Annotated in this window: 16 protein-coding genes and 1 pseudogene; 8 read left to right on the top strand and 9 right to left on the bottom strand. The window is 65.0% G+C overall.

Annotated features, from left to right (window positions below; genetic code table 11):
• Positions 1-2: 2 nt before the first annotated feature.
• Both ACVIIV_RS02965 and ACVIIV_RS02960 read left to right on the top strand, forming a co-directional pair.
• The gene (locus ACVIIV_RS02965) at positions 3-1,187 is read left to right on the top strand and encodes a DUF3734 domain-containing protein (protein WP_456742836.1); all 1,185 of its coding nucleotides are present in this window, start codon (positions 3-5) and stop codon (positions 1,185-1,187) included.
• The gene (locus ACVIIV_RS02960) at positions 1,180-1,968 is read left to right on the top strand and encodes a 3-hydroxybutyrate dehydrogenase (RefSeq protein ID WP_456742835.1); all 789 of its coding nucleotides are present in this window, start codon (positions 1,180-1,182) and stop codon (positions 1,966-1,968) included. Before ACVIIV_RS02965 ends, ACVIIV_RS02960 begins: the two co-directional genes overlap by 8 nt.
• A gap of 217 nt (positions 1,969-2,185) precedes the next feature.
• Here the strand turns inward: ACVIIV_RS02960 and ACVIIV_RS02955 are convergent, their stop codons facing one another.
• From ACVIIV_RS02955 to ACVIIV_RS02945, 3 genes are all read right to left on the bottom strand, one after another.
• Positions 2,186-3,010 carry a sulfite exporter TauE/SafE family protein gene (locus ACVIIV_RS02955; RefSeq protein ID WP_456742834.1) on the bottom strand — a complete coding sequence of 275 codons (825 nt, stop codon included), beginning with the start codon at positions 3,008-3,010 and terminating at the stop codon, positions 2,186-2,188.
• Positions 3,011-3,198: 188 nt separating this feature from the next.
• Entirely contained in the window at positions 3,199-4,566 is a 1,368-nt protein-coding gene (locus ACVIIV_RS02950) for a flippase (protein ID WP_456742833.1), read from the bottom strand.
• 185 nt (positions 4,567-4,751) lie between these two features.
• A complete protein-coding gene (locus tag ACVIIV_RS02945; protein ID WP_456742832.1) occupies positions 4,752-5,591 on the bottom strand; it encodes a protein-disulfide reductase DsbD domain-containing protein in 840 nt (279 codons plus the stop codon).
• Between the two features lie 142 nt (positions 5,592-5,733).
• Here ACVIIV_RS02945 and ACVIIV_RS02940 point away from each other — a divergent pair, with 142 nt between their 5' ends.
• The gene (locus ACVIIV_RS02940; protein WP_456742831.1) at positions 5,734-6,378 is read left to right on the top strand and encodes a YqgE/AlgH family protein; all 645 of its coding nucleotides are present in this window, start codon (positions 5,734-5,736) and stop codon (positions 6,376-6,378) included.
• Between the two features lie 301 nt (positions 6,379-6,679).
• On the opposite strand, the gene ACVIIV_RS02935 is transcribed toward ACVIIV_RS02940, so the two are convergent.
• Both ACVIIV_RS02935 and ACVIIV_RS02930 read right to left on the bottom strand, forming a co-directional pair.
• A complete protein-coding gene (locus ACVIIV_RS02935; protein ID WP_456742830.1) occupies positions 6,680-7,567 on the bottom strand; it encodes a TauD/TfdA dioxygenase family protein in 888 nt (295 codons plus the stop codon).
• Positions 7,568-7,665: 98 nt separating this feature from the next.
• Positions 7,666-8,445: an SDR family NAD(P)-dependent oxidoreductase gene (locus tag ACVIIV_RS02930; RefSeq protein WP_456742829.1), complete on the bottom strand. Its 780-nt coding sequence runs from the start codon at positions 8,443-8,445 to the stop codon at positions 7,666-7,668.
• 97 nt (positions 8,446-8,542) lie between these two features.
• Between ACVIIV_RS02930 and ACVIIV_RS02925 the strand changes: the two genes are divergently transcribed.
• Together ACVIIV_RS02925 and ACVIIV_RS02920 are read left to right on the top strand one after the other, a co-directional pair.
• Positions 8,543-9,280 carry an SDR family NAD(P)-dependent oxidoreductase gene (locus tag ACVIIV_RS02925; protein WP_456742828.1) on the top strand — a complete coding sequence of 246 codons (738 nt, stop codon included), beginning with the start codon at positions 8,543-8,545 and terminating at the stop codon, positions 9,278-9,280.
• Positions 9,281-9,424: 144 nt separating this feature from the next.
• A complete protein-coding gene (locus tag ACVIIV_RS02920; RefSeq protein WP_456742827.1) occupies positions 9,425-9,799 on the top strand; it encodes a CsbD family protein in 375 nt (124 codons plus the stop codon).
• A gap of 201 nt (positions 9,800-10,000) precedes the next feature.
• On the opposite strand, the gene ACVIIV_RS02915 is transcribed toward ACVIIV_RS02920, so the two are convergent.
• Both ACVIIV_RS02915 and ACVIIV_RS02910 read right to left on the bottom strand, forming a co-directional pair.
• Complete coding sequence (locus ACVIIV_RS02915) at positions 10,001-11,710, bottom strand: DUF459 domain-containing protein (protein WP_456742826.1); 1,710 nt, start codon at positions 11,708-11,710, stop codon at positions 10,001-10,003.
• Between the two features lie 171 nt (positions 11,711-11,881).
• Positions 11,882-13,276 carry a lytic murein transglycosylase gene (locus ACVIIV_RS02910; RefSeq protein WP_456748654.1) on the bottom strand — a complete coding sequence of 465 codons (1,395 nt, stop codon included), beginning with the start codon at positions 13,274-13,276 and terminating at the stop codon, positions 11,882-11,884.
• A 203-nt stretch (positions 13,277-13,479) separates the two neighbouring features.
• On the opposite strand from ACVIIV_RS02910, the gene ACVIIV_RS02905 reads away from it, so the two are divergent.
• Entirely contained in the window at positions 13,480-14,355 is an 876-nt protein-coding gene (locus ACVIIV_RS02905; RefSeq protein ID WP_456742825.1) for a UTP--glucose-1-phosphate uridylyltransferase, read from the top strand.
• A 107-nt stretch (positions 14,356-14,462) separates the two neighbouring features.
• On the opposite strand, the gene ACVIIV_RS02900 is transcribed toward ACVIIV_RS02905, so the two are convergent.
• Positions 14,463-15,959 (bottom strand): sensor domain-containing diguanylate cyclase, encoded by a 1,497-nt coding sequence (locus ACVIIV_RS02900; protein WP_456742824.1) that lies wholly within the window; start codon positions 15,957-15,959, stop codon positions 14,463-14,465.
• 142 nt (positions 15,960-16,101) lie between these two features.
• Between ACVIIV_RS02900 and ACVIIV_RS02895 the strand changes: the two genes are divergently transcribed.
• A complete protein-coding gene (locus ACVIIV_RS02895; RefSeq protein ID WP_456742823.1) occupies positions 16,102-16,365 on the top strand; it encodes a DUF7662 domain-containing protein in 264 nt (87 codons plus the stop codon).
• 116 nt (positions 16,366-16,481) lie between these two features.
• Positions 16,482-17,581, top strand: a pseudogene (locus ACVIIV_RS02890) (ISAs1 family transposase).
• A 32-nt stretch (positions 17,582-17,613) separates the two neighbouring features.
• On the opposite strand, the gene ACVIIV_RS02885 reads toward ACVIIV_RS02890, so the two are convergent.
• A complete protein-coding gene (locus tag ACVIIV_RS02885) occupies positions 17,614-20,490 on the bottom strand; it encodes an EAL domain-containing protein (RefSeq protein ID WP_456742822.1) in 2,877 nt (958 codons plus the stop codon).
• Positions 20,491-20,642: the final 152 nt, after the last annotated feature.

The raw sequence follows: 20,642 nt of genomic DNA, 5'->3' as shown, positions 1-20,642 counted from the left end.
TCATGACCGATCATAGCCCGGAATCCGCAAGCGTCCCCGCGAATGCGCAACGCGTCCTGGTCCTCCAGGGCGGCGGCGCGCTCGGCTCGTACCAGGCCGGCGCCTTTCAGGCGCTGTGCGGCTACGGCTTCGAGCCGGAATGGGTTGCCGGCATCTCCATCGGCGCGGTCAATGCCGCCATCATCGCCGGCAACGAGGGCCGCACCCGCGTCGAGCGGCTCAAGGAATTCTGGGAAATGGTGTCGGCCCCGGTGCCGTGGAAGCCGGTCGGCAAGAGCGACCAAAGCCGCGAGCTGTTCAATTCGACCAGTGCTGCGCTGATCGCGACGTTCGGCGTGCCCGGCTTCTTCACGCCGCGCATTCCGCCGGCGCCGCTCTGGCCGCCGGGACATCCCGAGGCGGAAAGCTATTACGACACCTCGCCGCTCAAGAAGACGCTGGAGCGTCTGGTCGATTTCGACCGCATCAACGATCTGAAGACGCGCCTGTCGGTCGGCGCGGTCGGCGTCACCTCGGGCAACTTCAAATATTTCGACAATTACGAGTTCAAGAAGCTCGGCAAGAAGATCGGCCCCGAGCACATCATGGCCTCCGGCGCGCTGCCGCCGGGCTTTCCGTCCGTCGTGATCGACGGCGAGCATTACTGGGACGGCGGCATCGCATCCAACACCCCGCTCGACTACGTGCTCGACGCAGAGCTCGCGCGCGACATGCTGATCTTCCAGGTCGATCTGTTTTCCGCCCGCGGCGATCTGCCGAATTCGCTGCTCGAGGCCGCCGAGCGCGAGAAGGACATCCGCTATTCCAGCCGCACGCGCATGAATACGGACAAGAACAAGCAGATCCACAATGCCCGCCGGGCCGTGCGCGACCTGATTTCCAAATTGCCCGATTATCTCAAGAACGACCCTTCCGTCGAATTTCTGGCCAAGGCATCACGTGAGAGCACCGTCACGGTGGTACACCTGATCTACCGCAGCAAGAACTACGAATCCTCGTCCAAGGACTACGACTTCTCGCATGTCGCCATGGTCGAGCACTGGGAAGCCGGCGTGCGCGACGTGCACCTGTCGATGCGTCACAAGGACCGGCTCGACCAGCCGCAATCCGGCGAGACCATGGTGACCTACGATCTCACGGGGGACGTCACCGCGTCTCCGCCAAAAAGGAGCGAAGAACATGGGTAGTCTTTCAGGCAAGAACGCCGTCGTGACCGGTTCGACCAGCGGCATCGGGCTCGCCTACGCGCGCGCCTTTGCCGCCGCCGGCGCCAACGTCGTCATCAACGGCTTCGGCTCGCCGGAGGACATCGAGAAGGAGCGCGCCAAGATCGAATCCGACTTCGGCGTCAAGGCGATCTACTCGCCCGCCGACATGACCAAGCCCGCCGAGATCGCCGGGATGATCGCGCTCGGCGAGAAGTCGTTCGGCTCGGTCGACATCCTCGTCAACAATGCCGGCATCCAGTTCGTGTCGCCGATCGAGGAATTCCCACTCGAGAAGTGGGACCAGATCATCGCGATCAACCTGTCCTCGGCCTTCCATTCCATCCGTGCCGCCGTCCCCGGCATGAAGAAGAAGGGCTGGGGCCGCATCATCAACACCGCCTCGGCGCACTCGCTGGTCGCCTCGCCCTTCAAGTCGGCCTACGTGTCGGCCAAGCACGGCATCGCCGGTCTCACCAAGACCGTGGCGCTTGAGGTCGCGACCCACAAGATCACCTGCAATTGCATCAGCCCCGGCTATGTCTGGACCCCGCTGGTGGAGAAGCAGATCCCCGACACCATGAAGGCGCGCAATCTGACGCGCGAGCAGGTCATCAACGACGTGCTGCTCGATGCGCAGCCGACCAAGGAGTTCGTCACCTCCGAGCAGGTCGCCGCACTCGCCCTGTTCCTGTGCAGCGATGATGCCGCCCAGATCACCGGCACCAACCTCTCGATCGACGGCGGCTGGACGGCGGAGTAGGTCGCGCCGGTTCAGCTAGCTCGCTGTCATGCCCCGGCTTGCCGCCTTCGGTAAAGCTTCGGCGGCCGAGCACCCCCGTGGCCCGACGTAGCCTTGGCGGAGCCGGGACCGGGGCATCCAGTACGCCGCGGCTTCTCGCTTCTATCGTCGGCATCTCTGGAATACTGGATCGCCCGGTCAAGCCGGGCGATGACAGTGAGTGGGGAGGTCTCGGACCTCAATGCGTCCACGCCAGTGCCGTCACGATCACCGACGACAAGTTCAGCTCGGCAAACATGATCTTGCCGGAGACCACGAACAGCACGCTGGCAAGCGTCAGCCGCAGCACCGTCTCGGGCACGCGCGTCGCGCTATAGCTGCCGACGATGATGCCGGGAAGCGAGCCCAGCAGCAGCACGCCCATCAGCGCCCAGTCGACGTCACCGAGCGCCCAGTGTCCGATCCCGGCAACCAGCGTCAGCGGCACGGCATGGGCGATGTCCGAGCCGACGATCGTCGCCATCGGCAGGCGCGGATACAGCAGCAGCAGGACGGTGACGCCGACCGCGCCGGCGCCGACGGAGGAGATCGACACCAGCACGCCGAGCACGATGCCGGTGATCACGGTTGCAACCGCAGTGGTCCGCTCATCGACCTGCTCGAGGCGCCTTCGATAGCGCTCCATGATCGCATTGCGGAAGATCAGCGACGTGGCGGTCAGCAGCAGCGCGAAGCACAGGACGAGATTGACGAGGCTGCGCTCGGCATCGCTTCTGAGATCGAGCTTCCACAGCACCAGCAGCGTCAGAGCGCTCGCCGGAATGCTGCCGCAGGCGAGCCTCAGCACCGCCGGCCAGTGCACGCTGCGCGACCAGCCATGCACCACGCTGCCGCCGGTCTTGGTGGCGGCGGCATAGAGCAGGTCGGTCCCGACCGCGGTGGAGGGATGGACGCCGAATAGCAAAATCAAAAGCGGCGTCATCAACGAGCCGCCGCCTACGCCGGTCATGCCGACGAGCAGGCCGACACCGAATCCAGAGGCGACGTAGAGTGGATCAAGCATGTCCGGAGAATCTTAGGTTGATCTCGTCGGTTGGGCAATACGACGTAGAATAAACTTTCTCCGGCACGCAACCGCCTGGATCAAATAAGAAAAATCATGCTGCAAGTGGGAGATGCATAGCCATTTTGCCCTGTTCACCGGCGGCTTGCGAAATCACCGTTCCCTCATCGGGCAGCTAGCCGCATGGTCTATCTGCCGAACGCCAGCACGTGCAGGCCGAGGCGCTGCCGCACGATCCAGAACAGCAGCACCGTCTCGAAGGTCAGCGAGATCGAGGTCGCGGCCGCGGCGCCGTGGCCGCCGTAACGCGGCACCAGCGCGATGCAGAGTACGACGTTCATCACGAAGGCCAGCCCGTAGGCGAGCGCGCAGATCTTCTGCTGACCAAGCATGTTGAGCAGCCGCTCGACCGGACCAATCGCAGAGCGCACCACGAGGCCGATCGCGGCCACGAACATGATGTCGTAGCCGATCACGAATTGCGGCCCGAACAGCCACAGCAGTGGCTTGCCGAGCGTGAGCAGCACGATGGTCGCGGCCAGCGACGGCCAGAACGTCCAGTTGATGGCGTGCGCCACATAGGCCGACAGGCGCGCCTTGTCGCCGAGCGCATTGTATTCTGCAAATCGATGCGCCGTCGTGGCCGACATCGCGTAATGGATGAACGAGACCAGCGCGAGCGTCTTCACCACGGCGAAATAGACGCCGACTTCGTCGGACGGGCGGAACTGCTGCAGCACCAGCACGTCGGTGTAGGACAAGAGCAGGTAGAAGCTCTCGACCAGCAGGATCGGCAGTGAGACGGCGAGCCAGCCCCTGACGTCATAGGCCTTCGGTCCCTGCTCGATGTGATCGGCGAGCTTGCGGTTCAGTACCACCATCTGCCCGGTCATCGCGATCCACACCGCGCTGGCGCTCGCGACCATCGCCGCAACCGCGCCGAGGTGATAGCCGAGCAGGAAGGCCGCGGCCGTTATGCCGATGATCAGCGCCTGGCGGATGATGAACTGCGGCATCAGGCCGAGCTGCATCCAGTCATGCGACCGGGCAATGCCGTCCTGGGTGTTGGCGACCACGAAAGCCGGCAGCGTCATGCAGCCGATATAGAGCGGCAGCAGCTCGGCCGGGTCGATCCAGGGCGACAGCAGTTTGACGATGCCGGCAAGGCCGAGCGACACCAGCGTAGACACGGCAAAGGTCAGCCAGCGGCTGCCGGAGAGGAAGCCGCGCAGCAGCGCATGGTCGCCGCTCGCGCGGTACTCCGGAATGATCTTTTGCGCGGAGGCCGAGATCCCGAAATCCATCATGCTGCCGAGCAGCAGCACCCAGGTCCAGACATAGACATAGATGCCGTAGTCGGACGTCCCCATCCAGCGCGCGAGCAGGACCTGCGAGACATAAGCGAGGCCCGCGCTGATGACGCGGATGATGAAGATGGTGCCGGCGAGCCGCCGCGTCAGCGACGCCTCGCTCGATCCACCCGTGAGCTTAGCCCGCAACCGCGCGATCAACCCGGCCGGTCCGGTCGTTGCGGGTTCTGCATCCATCACGGCCACGTCGAAAATCCCCAGGGCGACCTGCAGCGCCAGGTGAGGGATTAGCAACCATTCGTTAAGATTGGGTTGGGTGAGACGCCGTGGCCACACTCTCAGCTGTCGTCCCGGACATGCGCGCCTCAAGCGCGCGCCGATCCGGGACGACAGCTGAATGCGGAGCGCGAGCCGAGCAACTCACTCGGGCCTCAATCCAAATTCGTATTGAACTCGTACGCCTTCTCCGGCCCGACCAGCGTGAACTTCAGCGCCGCCCCATCCGGCTTGGCGCCTGGAGGCAGCCCGTCGAGCTCGAACGAGAAGCGCATCACCCCGGGCGGGCCGTGCTGCACCGGCGCCGGAACAGGCAGCGCCCAATCGGGTGTCGGGCCTTCCACGAACAGGTTGACGTTGCGGCTGTCCGGCGTCACCACGTCGACCACCACATTCTTAGGACCGTCACGCTTGATGTCGCGGATGGTGAGTGGATTGGGGTCGCCGATGTTGGCCGGCTTCGGCACGGTGTCGAGCGCGGCACGCAAGTTCGCATCCTCGGTCGAGGCGACGCTGTTGAAGCCGAGCTCGGCGCTGGCCTCGACCGGAATGCAGAGCTTCTCGCACACCGCGTAGTTGATCTCGGCGCGCAAGGTCACCGGCTTGTCGGCGGCCTTGGCGACGATGCGCAAGGGCAGCACGACCTGGTTGTGATAGCCGATCGAATGGCCGCCCGCGCCGTCGTCGAACTTCAGCGGCGCCGGCCACATGATCGTCACCGCCTCGACATTGTCGGACTTCGAGAAGTCGAACCGGGGTGGAACGCCGGAATCGCCGGGCATACGCCAGTAGGTCTTCCATCCCGGCTGGAGCTGGAAGGCGATACCGCCGAGCAGGACCGCGCCGCTGCGCGATCCCGCGAGCAGCCGCACCGCGGAATGTCCGTCGCGCTGCCACGGCGAAGCGTCATCGGCACGGGCGGCAAAGGCCAACGACGACGCAAGCAGGGTTGTTGCGACGCCAATCGCCGCACGCAGGGGAACTTGTGTGAGCATAGCACGTCTTTACAGGGTCGCCCCAGGCCAAACCATTGAATTGCTTGTGATGGATGCACTTGAATCAAGCTGAAGCAAGCCTTGATTTGACAGCTGCCCGGCCCGACATCAGGATAGGAATTGAAACCGGAGTGCTTCACCGATGGCTCCCACAGGCAAGAGGACGGGCGAAGGCACCCGCAGCTCGGGCCCCGCGCTGCCCAATTCGGCCGGTTATCTCGACGGCCGGCTCCTGATCGCAATGCCCGTGATGGGCGATTCCCGCTTCGAGCGCTCGGTCATCTATCTCTGCGCCCATTCCGCCGAGGGAGCGATGGGCATCATCGTGAATCACCCCGCCGGCAGCATCGACTTCCCCGAGCTGTTGCAGCAGCTCGGCATCATCAAGAAGGGGCAGCACATCAAGCTGCCGGAGAATGCCGAAAGCATGAAGGTGCTGCGGGGCGGACCGGTCGACACCGGCCGCGGCTTCGTGCTGCATTCCAGCGACTTCTACATCGAGAACGCGACGCTGCGGATCGACGAGGGCGTCTGTCTCACCGCGACCGTCGACATCCTGCGCGCGATCGCCAACGGCTCCGGCCCCAAGCACGCCATCCTCGCGCTCGGCTATGCCGGTTGGGCGCCCGGCCAGCTCGAGACGGAGATCCAGAGCAACGGCTGGCTGCATTGCGATGCGGATGCGGATCTGATCTTCGGCGACGACGTCGACGACAAATACAACCGCGCCTTGCAGAAGATCGGCATCGATCCCGGCATGCTCTCGAACGAGGCGGGGCACGCGTAGCTCGCTCCGCAGTCGTCCGGCCTTCCGCCGTCGTGGGGTACCCTCCGCTGTCGTCCCGGACAAGCGCGCCTCAAGCGCGCGCAATCCGGGACCCATACGCCCAGGGTGGAGTTTGAGGCAGGCCGGTCACCACGAGTCTTCGCCAAACCACGCCCTGTGGCTATGGATTCCGGATCTGCGCTTGCACTTGTCCGGGACGACAGCTGAAAGTGGAACGCCGGCAGTGCAACTTACTCGCTGCTGTCCCGGCCCCCGTGCGCAATTGCGTACCGCTTGTCCGGGACGACAGCGGAGCATGCCGTTACTCCGCCGCCTGCTGCTGCACCGTCGGCTCCGTCCCCGCCACCGTCGCGCGGCGCATGTCGCGGGGCTGGGACTGGTCGTAGCGGCGGACGCGGTGCATGGTCTGGCGATTGTCCCACATCACGAGATCATGCAGCTTCCATTTGTGGACGTAGACGAACTCGGGCTGCGTCGCATGCTCGTTGAGATCGCGTAGCAAGAGTCGCCCCTCCGGCACGCTCATGCCGACGATCTTGCCGGCATGCGATGAGAGATACAGCGATTTGCGGCGATGCACGGGATGGGTCCGCACCAGCCGTTGCAGCACCGGCTTGAACATCTCCTTCTCCTCGTCGGTGTATTCGGTGAAGCCAAGCGATCCGCGCGAATACATCAGCGAGTGCTCGCAGACGAGGTCCTCGATCTCCGCCTTGGTCTCGTCGTCGAGCGCATCATAGGCCGCGCGCATGTCGGCGAATTCGGTGTTGCCGCCTTTCGGGTTCACCACGCGCGCCGACAGCAGCGAGAATTTCGCCGGGATGGGACGGAACGAGCTGTCGGAATGCCAGAGGCAATTGCCGAGATTGAACAGATTGGCGCGGCTGTCCTTCGGCAGCGGCTTGCCGTCCTTGCCGAGGTTGGAGACGTCGTTCAGGCCCGAGGTGAGGCGGTATTCAGCCGCCTTGGTGATGTTGCCGCCGCGCGCGTCCTCGCGCTGGCCGAAATTCAGCGCGAAGGCCATTTGCTGCTCGTCGGTGATGTCCTGGTCGTGGAAGACCAGCACCGCGTATTTGTCCATGGCCGCCTCGACCTCGCGCGCCTGGTCAGGTGTGAGAGGCTTGCGCAGATCGAGGCCGGAAACCTCGCCGACAAAATGTTTTTGAAGCTGCCGGATGGCGATCGTCATGACGTTCTCTCCCGCGTGCCGCGAGCGGTTGGTCCCGCTCTGTCGGCGAAAAAGCTACTCCCGCACTCGCAGTTGTCAACGCGCGGCGCGCATGGCTCTCACGCGTTCCGGGCCATCAACCCGCCATCGACCGGGATCACCGCGCCGGTGAGGAACGACGCCGCCGGCAGGCACAGGCTCAATGTCATATGCGCGACCTCTTCAGGGTCGCCGTAGCGGCCGAGTGCAGTGCGGCGCTTGGCGTAGATGATCTTGTGCTCCTCGGAGATGCGGTCGGTGATGGCGGTGCGGATTGGCCCCGGGCAGATGCAGTTGACGGTGATGCCCTCGCGGCCGAGCTCCACCGCCAGCGAGCGAGTGAGGCTCGCGACGCCGCCCTTCGCTGCCGAATAGGGGCTGTGCAATGCGGTGGCGCCGAGTGCCTCGGTCGAGGCGATGTTGACGATGCGCGGGCTCTTCGACTTGCGCAAGTAGGGCAGCGCGGCGCGGATGATACGCGGATGCGCCGTCAACATCACGGCGATGCCCTTGGCCCAGGCGTCTTCGTAGGCGTCGTCGTCGATCGCGACACGCACGGAGATGCCGGCATTGTTGACCACGATGTCGAGCCCGCCGAAATGCGCCGCGACGTCGCCGACCACGTTCTTGATCTCGCCGCCGTCGGCGACGTCGAGCTTCCACGCCCTTGCTGCGCCACCGCTCGCCGTAATTTCCTTGGCGACCACATGCGCGCCTTTCTCGTCGAAATCCGTGACGGCAACGTTCGCACCCTCGGCGGCGAACACGCGCGCGGTCGCGCGCCCCATGCCGCTGGCCGCGCCGGTAACGAGAACGGTGAGGCCCTTCACGGACCGGCTGAGCTCCCTAGAGTCGGACATGCTGTTTCCTCGCGCCTCGCTTGTTCTTGTTATGATTGACAAGGCTGGCATCGATCCGCAGACAGGTCAAACAAGCAAGACAAAAGGGGAGGCCGCAATGGCGAACGAGCTGGATTTTTCGGGCAAGCAAGTGCTGGTCGTCGGTGGTTCCAGCGGCATCGGCAACGGCATCGCGCAGGCCTTTCGCGCGAAGGGCGCAGCTGTTGCGGTGTGCGGCACGCGTGCTCACGCAACGGAATATTCAGCCGACGAAGGCTCCGATCTCACGGGCCTTGCGTACGCGCAGCTCGATATCAGCAACCCCAATGCGATCGTGGCGTTCAAGCCGTCGTTCGATCGCCTCGACGTCCTCGTGCTCGCGCAGGGCGCGGTGCTCTATCGCCGCGGCGAGTTCGAGATGACTGGCTTTCGCAAGGTGGTCGAGGTCAACCTGATGAGCCTGATGGCCTGCGCGACGCGGTTTCATTCCATGTTGCGGGATTCCAAGAGTTCGCTGATCATCGTGTCCTCGACTGCGGCCTATCATTCCACCATGGGCAATCCTGCGTACAATGCGTCGAAGACCGGTGCGGTCGGATTGACGCGGACGTTGGGCGAGGCCTGGGCCGAGGACGGCATTCGCGTCAACGGCATCGCGCCCGGGCTCGTCGACACCAAGATGACGAAGGTGACGACCGACAATCCGAAGCGGCTCGAAGGCGCGCTCGCGCGCATCCCGCTGCGGCGATTGGGCACGCCGGCTGACATGGCGGGCGCGGCGCTGTTCCTGGCTTCGCCGCTGTCGTCCTACATCATCGGCCAGACGCTGGTCGTCGATGGCGGCCTCATTCTGTAGCTCGGGATGAGCGAAGCGACGTCCGGGATTTTGCTTGCACCGAACCCGGGTATCGCTGCGCTCACCCGGGTTACACTTTCGCCATGGCAAGGAACCGTGCAGCTTCTGATCGGTTACTTCGGCTGATCACCGAGGAGGATTATCATGGACGCGGATCGGATCGTTGGATCAGCCAAGGAAGTGGCGGGCGGCGTGGAAGGCACTGTCGGCGAGATGGCGGGAGACGCAAAGACGCAGGCCTCAGGCAAGGCACGGGAAGCCGCAGGCACGGTGCAGAACCTGTACGGCCAGGCCAAGGATGCCGTGCGTGACGCCACGGACACCGCCGCGAGCTATGCCAAGGACGCCTACGACAACAGTGGCGAGAGCTTCCGCGACGGCTCGAAAGCTATCGCGCAGAAGGTGCAGGACAACCCGCTTGGCGCGCTGCTGGTTGCCGGCGGCATCGGCTTCGCGCTGGCGCTGCTGATGTCGCGCCCCGCGCGCCGCCCGCCGCCGCGCTGGCGCTATTACGGTTGAGCGACAACGCACATTCTCGTGCCCCGGACGCAGCGCAGCACCATAAGCGCGTTCACGCGCGTCTTCGATGCGCTATGGTGGTGCGCTGCTGAGCCGGGGCCCATTCTTTTCTGAATGTCGTGAGAGGGACTGGGTCCCGGCTCTGCGCAGCAGCGTTAGACGCTGCAGCGCGTCCGGGACACGAGACCTTAGCTTGGGAATTTACCGGAACATCTCCGCCGATCGCCCAACATTGCCAGGCGGTCGCGGAATCCCCGGATTTGAGTTCGGATTGCGCGGCCCTGGGGCCGGCGTCAATTGACGCGGTGGCGGAGGCTGCGGAGAGCCGAAGCCGAAGAAATCCCTGAATGACGGCGTTGCCTGTGCCGGCTGCTGCGGGGCGACCTGCGGCTTCTTCGGCGCGAGCTTTGGCGGCGCGATCGCCGCGGCCGCGCCCGGCGAACCCTGAGCCGCGCCGCCGTCGGGCGTCGTTGCGGCCATCGGCGTATCGCCCTTGGCCTGCTCGCGGCCGACTTCCCGGCGCGGCCAGGCATAATCGTCGGCGCGGCCGGCTGGGGCTGCCAGCGGCTCACCCTTCACCATGGTCTTGGCGGCGAGCGCATCGACGGCGGCGGGACGCGTGCCTGGCCCGCCCAGCAATTGATCGGTCGAAATCGAGGCTGCAACCAGCGGCACGATCGGCCCGGCCAATGGCCGCGGCGCGGGCTTGCCCGGCTCGGCGCTGGTGTCGGGGGTCGCAGGCTCGCTCGGCAGCGCGATCGGGCCGGAGCGCCCCGCAAGCAGGCGCGTGATCTCGCGCTCGACATAGTGCGCGAGCTTGCGCGCGCCGGCCTTGGTGAAATAGACGCCGTCAGAGCTGCGGAGCTGACGGATCTGGCCTTCGAAGTCCGGGCCCTTCTGGAGGAAGCGGCCGGCTTCGTCGACAAAGCCGTCCCAGACGTCGACATAGGTGATGCCGGCCTTGGCCGCGCCCTCGCGGTAGAGCGAATCCAGGAACAGCGTGTCCGCAGTGCCCTTCGGTCCGCGAACTGCGGGCAGGCCGACCCAGAGCACCGGCACGCCCTTGGCCTTGAGGACGCCCGCGAGCTCCTCGATCTTCTTGCCGTAGAGCTCGACCCAGCGCTCGTCGCGGAATTCGTAGAGGCCGTTCGGGTTGCGCGCCGTCTTTTCCGGTGCGGCTGCCGGCGTGTCGGCATTGTCGGCGTCATCCTGCGGCAGGTCGGCATCGGCCGGCTTGTCGTCGGGCTTGGCGGCGCTATCGGTGCCGCTGGGCTTGACGTCGCCGGGCTTCGCCGGCTGCTTGGCGCGCGCGCCCTTGTCGTTCTTCTTGTCCTTGTCTGGGGCCTTGTCCGATTTGTCGGCGGCCGGCTCGCGGATCGCGGTGCGGTCGTTGAGGCCGAGCATGACGACGATCACGTCGGGTTTTTCAGTCTCGAGAATGCCTTTGGCCGCCGCCGCCCAGTCCGCGGGCTCACCCTTGGGCTGATATTTGATCAGGCCGGACGTGGTCTTGTGCTTGCGGATCACGCCCATGTCGGGCTGCTCGGCGTAGGCGTCTTCGAGGCCGTAGGCGAGCCAGTCGGCCATGGCATCGCCGATCACCAGCACGTTCTTCTCAGGAATCGTGTCGCGCTTGGCTGGTGCCGGCGCGCGCGAAAAATCCTGGCGTGGTGCCTGCGGCGGCGGCTGTTGGAACGGCGCAAAGAAGTCGCCTCCGAACCAGCCGCCACCTCCGCCGCCCCGTGACGGGGGCGGGGCCGCGCGCTGCGGCGGGCCGCCGAAGCCGGGGAAGTTGAAGAACTGCGCCGAGGCAGGTCCCGCGACCGAGACCAGGATCGCAAGCGCCGTCCCCAGCGCGATCAACGGGCCGGTCTCGGTCAGCGCCTTGAACAGGGACTTGTGCTTCGACATGCGATCTCGGGCGGCGCAACGGAATTGGAGGTGGCTTCCAATATAATAACGGAATCCGGCCGCAAACGGGCAGATTCTCTTTGTGAATTCTCGCCCATACACCGGGGAACACCAGTCTCGGTCAAGGCTGGCCGCCAAAATCCCCGGTTCAAGGTTACTTTCGACGCGAATTTACCGCCCGCGCAGCCGGTCCAGCACGTCGGAGGAGGCAAAGCCATCGGCGGGGACGCCGACCGAGGCCTGGAAATTGCGCAGGGCTTCCCTTGTCTGGCCGCCGAACTGGCCGTCCGGGGTGCCCTTGTAGAGGCCGCGCTGGGCCAGGAGCTGCTGCAGTTCCAGCCGCTCGGTGCGCGACAGCTCCCGCTCCTGGCGCGGCCAGGGCTGCACGAAGGGCTGCCCGCCGCGCAACCGGTCGGCGAAATGGCCGATCGCCAGCGCATAGGCTTCGGCCGGATTGTACTTCATGATGACGCGGTAATTCTGCAGCATCAGGAAGCCCGGTCCCTGCGCGCCGGCCGGTGCCAGCAGATAGGCCTTCTCCGCCGGGTGCGGGAAGGGCTGGTTATTCGGACGCTTGAGCCCGAGCTTGTCCCATTGCGCGATCGGCATCGCCTTGGCGCGGTCGGCCAACATGTAGTTGAAGCCTTGCGGCACCACGACCTCGTAGCCCCAGGTCTGGCCCGGCTGCCAGCCGTCCTTCTTCAGATTGTTGGCGGTCGACGCAATCAGGTCGGTCGGATTATCGACGACGTCGCGCCTGCCGTCGCCGTCACCATCAACCGCGAAGCGCTTGAACGCGGTCGGCATGAACTGGGTTGGGCCGAAGGCGCCGGCCCAGGAGCCGCGCAGCTGCTCTTGGCGCAGATCGCCGCGATTGAGAATCTCCAGCGCGGAGAGGAACTCGTCCCTGAAATAGGCCTGGCGGCGGCCGACGCAGGCGAGCGTCGCGGTCGATTGCAGCACGCTGCGGTCGCCCATCTGCGTCGAGTAGTTGGACTCGATGCCCCAGATCGAGGCGATGATGTAGCGGTCGACGCCGGTGGCCTTCTCGGTGGCGTCGAATTGCGCCTTGTATTTGGCAAGGATCTCGCGGCCCTTGGCGAGGCGGTTGTCGTTCACCAGGATGTCGAGATAGTCCCAGATCGACTTGGTGAACTCCGGCTGCGAGTCCATGAGGTCCATGATGCGCAGGTCAGGAGAAAGCCCCACGGTGAAGCGCTGAAAATTCTCCTGCGTGATGCTGCGCCGTGCGGCATCGGGCCACATCGCGGCGACGCAATTGTTGAAGTTGCCGGCGGCCTCACGGATCGCGGCGGCCGTCATCAGCGGATGGCCGGAGGCGCCATCCTCGCCGCTCCAAGGCAATGCTCCCGTCTGCGCACCGCCGGGTCCGGGCGCAGGTTGCGCCGGCGCTGGATTGGAGCCCGAGAAGATGCCGCCGAACAGGTTGGACAGGCCGTTCTGCGCCTGGGCGTGCGCGCCAGCCGGCAGCAGCAAAGCGGCGGCAAGCATCGCTGCGCCGGTCAGAAATCCCGCCCGTTGTGCCAGCCCTGCCATTGATTGCATCATGTCCCACCCGTCGGCCCTAAGAATCCGCCACAGGACGCCTGGTTAGCGTTGCCAATAGCTTAACAAAGGTGAAATTTTGGTGACGGCCTTTTTCTTAACTCTGTCGGGCCGAGGCCCCACATCCGCCTTTGTTGGCGGCTGCAAACAGGCTAGCAAGATGCCATTGCTCCGTTCACGTCCTCAGGTATTCGATCGCTCACATGAAAATTCGCAAAGCTGTATTCCCCGTCGCCGGCCTCGGCACCCGCGTCCTGCCTGCCACCAAGGCGATGCCGAAGGAAATGCTGACCATCGTCGACAAGCCCTTGATCCAGTACGTCTATGACGAAGCGAAGGAAGCCGGCATCGAGCACTTCATCTTCGTCACCGGCCGCAACAAGAGTGTCATCGAGGATCATTTCGATCGGATGTTCGAGCTCGACACGACACTGGCCACGCGCGGCAAGAAGGCCGAGCAGGACATCCTGGCGCAGAACCAGCCGGAAGCCGGCGCCGTCAGCTTCACCCGCCAGCAGGCGCCGCTCGGTCTCGGCCACGCCGTCTGGTGCGCGCGCGACATCGTCGGCAACGAGCCGTTCGCCGTGGTGCTGCCCGACGAGCTCGTGCTCAACACGCCCGGCTGCCTGAAGCAGATGATCGAGATGGCATCCTCGCTTGGCGAGAAATCCAATCTGGTCGCGGTCGAGGCGGTGCCCGATCACCTGACCCATCAATACGGCATCTGCGGCGTCGGCAAGCGCCACGGCAAGATGTTCGAGGTCGACGGCATGGTCGAAAAGCCGCCCAAGGGCACGGCGCCCTCCAACCTCTCGATCACCGGCCGCTACATTCTGCAGCCGGAGATCTTCAAGATCCTGGAGACCCAGGAGCGCGGCGCCGGCGGCGAGATCCAGCTCACCGACGCCATGATCGGGCTTGCCAAGACGCAGAAATTCTACGGCGTTGAGTTCGAGGGCGAGCGCCACGATTGCGGCTCCAAGCCCGGCTTCCTCCGCGCCAACATCGCCTACGGCATGAAGCGCCCGGAATTGCGCGACGGGCTGATCGCCGAGATGAAGAAGTATCTGGGGCAGTAGCGCACCCTCGTGATTGCGAGCGAAGCGAAGCAATCCAGAATCTTTCCGCGGAGCAAGTCTGGATTGCTTCGTCGCAAGCGCTCCTCGCAATGACGGGCAGGGAGCCCTCACGCCACCAGCGACAGCTGCGGCAAGCTGGCAACCACCGACTGGTTGCGCCCGCCGGCTTTTGCGGCATAGAGCGCCTTGTCGGCGGCGGCAACCAGGATCGACCAGTCCATGCCGGCGGCGGGCACGAGGCTGGCGATGCCGCAGGACACCGTCGACATCGCCTCATCGTCGGACCAGCCCTGCACCTTGAGGCGGATCGTTTCGGCCACCTTGAAGGCATCGGCAGCCGAGATGGACGGCAGCAGCACGGCGAATTCCTCGCCGCCATAACGCGCGGCGCAGTCGCCGGCGCGGCTCACTGAATCGGAAATGCAGATGGCGATGCCGACCAGCACCTGGTCGCCGGCCTGATGACCGAACGTGTCGTTGTAGGCCTTGAAATGATCGGCATCGATCATCAACAGCGCGATCGGCGCCTTCTGGCGCATGGCGCGCCGCCATTCGGTGTCGATGACGGAATCGAACTTGCGGCGGTTCTTCAGGCCCGTGAGCGCGTCCGTCGTCGCCATCTCCTCGAGCTTGCGCTCGGCCTCGGCGCGCCGGCCGATCTCGCGCGCGAGCACGAGCGTCGATCCCAGCACGAACAGGATGAGCGCCAGCACCACGGCGCCGATGCGGAACGCCTCCTTCTGCCAGAGCGCGAACACTGCGGCCAGGGGTTTGCCGGCCACCACGAACAGCGGTCCGCCGTTGCTGCTGCGGACATAGAGCCGCGGCGTCGGATCGACCGGGCCCTGTCCCGAATAGGAGGCACCGACCGGGAGATTGTCGGGCTTCCAGTTCTGGCGGTCGTTCAGGTTCGTGCCGATGATGTCGAGATCGAACGGCCGTCGCATCATGATGGTGCGGTCGCGCTTGAGCACGGTGATGGTGTCTTCAGGATCGAGGTTCAGGCGCTCGAACAATTCGTGGAAATAGCTGAAGCGGATCGAGCCCGCGACGACGCCCATGAAGCCGCCGTCGGTATCGCTGATGCGCCGGCTCAACACGATGGAATAGGCGCCGCGAAACAGCATCGGGCGGCTGATGAAGAGGCCGACCGCGGCATTGTCGCGATGAACCCTGAAGTAATCCTCCTCGCTCCGGTTCTCGGGGAGGGGATCGAGCGTGGAGGCGTCAATGGTCAGCCGGCCCTCGGCGTCGAACACCTGGATGGCGCCGAAATGCTTGGCGGTGGTCGCATGGTCGAACAGGATCAGGTGGCGGATCGTCTTGGAGACCGCCGCGAGCTCGGGCAGCAGCATGTTGCTCGCGACCGCCTTCAGCGACAGGTCGTAGATCTCGACGTTGCGGCTGACGTCGGACTCGATGCTGGTCGCGAGGTTCTCCAGCGTCTGGCGGGCGAGCGCCTCCTCGCCGCGGCGCATGTCCAGCATCACGTTGACGCAAATGGCGGAGAAGCCGATCACCGTCACCACGGACGAGATGATCAGCAGCTTCGTCGAAATCCGCCACGGCCGGCGGGCCGTGACGTCGCGCCATCCAGACAACATCGTTCGCTCCTGGCACTAGTGGATGCGCCCGAAAGCTTGAGTAGTGTTTAAGGCACGACGGCGCTGCCGCAATGAGTTAAGAATCGGTGTATGCGGCGCACGGTTTTGGGCAGCCGCATGTGAGCGGGACGAGAGGACGATTGTGAACGACTACCACGCGTTGCGCGATTATCTGCTGCGGCAGAAGCAGGACGAGTTCGTGCTGAGCTTCGAGCAGATCGAGGAGATCATCGGCGCGGCGCTGCCGCGCGCGGCGCATCGTGCCTCTTGGTGGGACAGCCTGCGCAGCCCCGACATCCAGATGCCGCAACGCGAAGCCTGCCTCGCCGCCGGCTTCGTGGCGACGCGCATGCCCGATGGTCAGAGCGTGCGGTTCAGGAAGCAGAAGGGTGAGCGGCGGCGGTAGCGAGAGACTTACCCTCCCCCTCTAGGCAGGGGAATCGCATGTGGGATTCTGTAAGTCATTGCGAAGCGGCGAGAAATTGATTCTGAAGGTAGCTCCTGATTCGGATGGAGCGGCCGATGAACCGATTTGCGGAGTGCTTCGAGGAATTGCCGGACCCGCGCGCGGACAATGCGCTGCACGATCTGACGGAGATTTTGTTCATTGCGTTGATGGCGACGCTGTGTGGGGCAACGAGTTGCACCGACATGGCGCTGTTTGCGCGGATGAAGGCCTATCTTTGGGAGGGTGTGCTGGTGCTCGAGCATGGTCTGCCGAGCCACGACACGTTCAGCCGCGTGTTCCGCATGCTCGATCCGGCAGCGTTCGAGAAAGCCTTCCAGCGCTTCATGAAGGCCTTTGCGGAAGGCGCGAAGATCAAACAACCGAGGGGAGTGTGATCGCGCTCGACGGCAAAGCGCTGCGGCGCGGCTACGAGCGCGGCAAGAGCCATATGCCGCCCGTCATGGTGACCGCTTGGGCGGCGCAGACCCGCATGGCGCTGGCCAACGTGCAGGCGCCGAACAACAACGAAGCTGCCGGCGCGTTGCAGTTGATCGAACTTCTGCAGCTCAAAGGCTGCGTGGTGACGACCGATGCGCTGCATTGCCATCGCGGCATGGCCAAAGCGATTGTGGCACGGCGCGGCGATTACGTGCTGGCGGTGAAGGAGAACCAGCCGGCGCTGTTGGCCGACGCCAAGGCTGCCATCGGTGCCGCAACGCGCAAGGGAACCAGAGCGACCACCACCACCGATGCCGATCACGGGCGCAAGGAAAGGCGCACTGCCGTTGTCGCACCGGTCAAGGACATGGCGCAAAAGCACGACTTTCCCGGGATCAAGGCCGTGGCCAGGATCACCAGCAAGCGCGGCAAAGACAAGGCCATCGAGCGCTTCTTCCTGATGAGCCAAGCCTACAGCTCCAAGGATGTTCTGCGTATCGTCCGTACTCACTGGACCATCGAAAACGGCCTGCATTGGCCGCTCGACGTCGTCCTCGACGAGGATCTGGCCCGCAACCGCAAGGACAACGCCCCGGCCAACCTTGCCGTACTCCGGCGTCTTGCCCTCAATGTCGCCAGAGCCCATCCCGATACAACCACCTCCTTGCGCCTCAAGCTTAAGCGCGCCGGATGGAACGATGCCTTTCTCTTCGAGCTTCTTGGCCACATGCGATAGCCCTACCCCTCTAGGGGAGGGTAAGAGAGCAGTCAGCTCGCCGCTTCCAGCCGCACTTCCGTCAAGAGGCGCATTGCGGCATCGGCGTCCATCGGCTCGCCAAAAGCAAAACCTTGCGCGTATTCGCAGCCCATTTGGTAGAGCTCGACGGCGTCGGAATCGGTCTCGGCGCCTTCGGCCACGACGTCCATGCCGAGATCGTGTGCGAGCGCGATGATCGACTTCAGGATCACGGGGCGGGTCCCGCGGCTGGTGGTTCGCACGAAGGACTGGTCGATCTTGATGGTGTCGAACGGGAAGCGCTGGAGATAGGCCAGCGACGAGTGGCCGGTGCCGAAATCGTCCAGCGACAGCCCGGTGCCGAGCTCCCGGATCCGCGTCAGCATCTGCGCCGCGTGCTCCGGATTCTCCATCACCAGCGATTCCGTCAGTTCGAGCTTGAGCGTGTCGCGCGCCACGGAGGAACGCGACAGCACGGTGCGGATGTCATGGATCAGATCGTGGCGCAGCAACTGCCGCGAGGAGACGTTGACCGAGGCGAAGATCGGCTCGCGCGAGCGCATTGCGCGCTGCCACACCGAGAGCTGCTTGGCGGTCTGGTCGAGCACGAACATGCCGAGGTCGACGATCAGCCCGGTCTCTTCCGCGATGGTGATGAATTCCGACGGCGCCATGCGCCCGAGCTTCGGATGGTCCCAGCGCGCCAGCGCCTCGAAGCCGGCGATGGAGCGATCCTCCAGCCGTACGATCGGCTGGTACAGGATGGTGATCTCCTGCCGCTCGATGGCGCGGCGCAGCTCGCTCTCCAGCGTCAGGCGGTCGGTTTTTCGCGCGCGCATCGCGGGCTTGTAGACGTCGATGCGGTCGCCGCCAATGCGCTTGGAGTGATACATCGCCAGCTCGGCGTCCTTGATGATCTCGTCCGTGAGCTGGGTTTGCGGGTCGGACAGCGCGAGGCCGATCGAGGCGGTGAGGAAGATCTCGCGGTCGTTGAAGGCGATCGGGGCGCGGATGGTCTTGCGGATGGTCTCGGCGAAGGCGGTGATGCGCGCCGGGTCCTGCTCCGACAGCAGGATCAGGCCGAACTGATCGCCGGCCATCCGGGCCAGCGTGTCCTGCGGCTTCAGGATGCGGGTGAGGCGGCGCGCCAAGGTCAGCAGGATCGAGTCCCCGACCGCGATGCCGACGGAATCGTTGACCTGCTTGAAGCGGTCGAGGTCGATCACCATCAGCGTCGGCCGCAGCGTCGGCATGGTCTTGGCGAAATGCGCGACCGCACCCAGCCGGTCCATGAACAGTTTTCGGTTGGGCAAGCCGGTGAGATTGTCATGCACGGAATCGTGCAGCAGGCGCTCCTCGGCGTTGCGCAGCTCGGTGACGTCGGTCAACGTGCCGACCACGCGCGAGACCTCGCCGTCGGAGCCGACGACGGGACGGGCCTTCAGCGCGAACCACATGAAGTGGCCGTCCGGCGTGCGCAGGCGGAAATCCTGCACGAGGCGGCCGCGGCGCTGGTCGAGCACGCTGTCGAGCGCGGCGCGGAAACGGTCCTGGTCGAGCGGATGCAGCACCTCGAGCCAGGACGCAGCCGGGCCTTCCAGTGTGCCGCGCTTGAGGCCGAGCAGGGCTTCCGTCTCAGGGCTGGTGAATACCTTGTCGGCGGAGACGTCCCAGTCCCAGATCAGGTCGCCGGAGCCGGCCAGCGCCAGCGCGCGGCGCTCGATGTCGGAGACGACGCCCGTGGTGGCGCCGCCGCCGGCGAAGGCGTGCTGCATCACCGTGAAGCCGATCAGCATCACGATCAGCACGAGGCCGCCGAGCAGGGCAGGGCCGACGATGTCGTTGGTGACGGAGCCCGCGACCGTCATGCCGGCCGCGACCACCCAGACCACGAGGAGGAACCAGGTCGGGATCAAGAGCACCGCGCGGTCGAAGCCGTGGGTCGAAAGATAGACGATAAGCGCAAATCCGGCGAAGGCGATCAGCACCAGCGAGATACGGGCGATGCCGGAGGCCACTGCCGGATCGAACAAAGCGAGCGCTACCAGCGAACCCAGGAAGGCGAGCCAGCCCACCGTGATATGCGAATAGCGCACATGCCAGCGGCTGAGGTTCAGGTACGCGAACAGGAACACCAGCAGCGTCGCCGCCAGGATCGCCTCGCCCGCCGCGCGCCAGATGCGCTCGGCGTTGTTCGACATGTCGAGCACCTTGCCCCAGAAGCCGAAATCGACGCCGATATAGACCAACACCGCCCAGGCCAGCGCTGCCGCCGCCGGGAACATGATGCTGCCCTTCACCACGAACAGAATGGTGAGAACGAGGGCCAAAAGCCCGGAGATGCCGATCACGATGCCCTGGTACAGCGTGAAGGAGTTGACCTTGTCCTTGTAGGCTTCCGGCTCCCACAGATAGAGCTGCGGCAGCTTGTCGGTGCGCAGCTCCGCGACGAAGGTGACGACGGCGCCGGGATCGAGCGTGATGCGGAACACGTCCGCGGTTGCGCTTTCCTGCCGTTCCGGCCGGTCGCCGATTGAAGGCGTGATGGTCGCGATGCGCGACAGCCCGAGGTCGGGCCACAGCAGCCCCGAGGAGACGATGCGGTAATGCGGGGCGACGATCAGGCGGTCGAGCTGGTCGTCGGTGTTGTTGGCGAGCGCGAACACCACCCAGTTCTGTCCCCCCTCGCGGGCGCGCACCTCGATGCGGCGGACAATGCCGTCGGTGCCGGGCGCGGTGGAGACCTGGATGCGGTCGGCATCGCTGCGCTGATGCTCGATCACGCCGGTGAGGTCGATCGCGGGCGCGTCGCTACGGACGCTGACGGCGTCGAGCGCGCGCGCGGGGTACGCGGCGACAAGAATCATGAGGCCCAGCGCGATGGGCGCGAGGCACCTGATCAGACGCAAGGTCAGCTCTCCGCGTTCGACGCAAACTCTTCAGTGCAAGGCGAATCTAAAAGGCGATTTCAGACCGGACCGAAGTGGTTCGGTGCGTCGCGATAGATGCCACGAAAGCGAGGAAAATCAAAGGGTTTCCGGCTTGCCCTGTGGGCCGGTGG

It is taken from the genome of Bradyrhizobium sp. USDA 4354 (assembly GCF_054060315.1).
The sequence above is the reverse complement of the archived record's forward strand: the minus strand, read 5'-3'. Positions and strand labels throughout refer to the sequence as shown.